Here is a 379-nt window from a genome sequence, read left to right on the forward strand (position 1 = left end):
TCTCTATGGCGAGGGTTGGAAAATGGCAACTGCCCTTGATTTTGACGAGCTAGCCCACCAATACAATGCTGAAAAGCTACCAACGTTCGGCTTTTTCAACGATGATTACCGCGATACTATCAAAAAAGTCCTGCTGGACCCACAAAGTTTGGTGGAGAAACAACTCCATGAGAAAATCCAGCATTTGCTGACAGGGAGCCGTTTCAGCCACTTCCTCAGTCCGACACAATCCGTCAACTACATTGAATGCCATGATAATGCAACTGCCTTTGACTATTTCCACATCGAAAATCCTAACTGGTCACTGCATCAGCAAAAACGTGCCGCCAGCTTCGGACTCCAACTGATCCTCATTTCGCAAGGCATGGCCTTTATCCAC

1 protein-coding gene is annotated in these 379 nt (G+C 47.0%); it reads left to right on the plus strand.

What is annotated here, in order from left to right:
* Positions 1 to 22: 22 nt before the first annotated feature.
* Positions 23 to 379: hypothetical protein (locus tag IR141_RS13040; RefSeq protein WP_209304466.1), on the plus strand; the 357-nt coding region annotated here is incomplete at its 3' end.

The organism is Neisseria sp. 19428wB4_WF04 (genome assembly GCF_015235335.1).
In the GTDB taxonomy this organism is placed as follows: Bacteria; Pseudomonadota; Gammaproteobacteria; order Burkholderiales; family Neisseriaceae; genus Neisseria; species Neisseria musculi.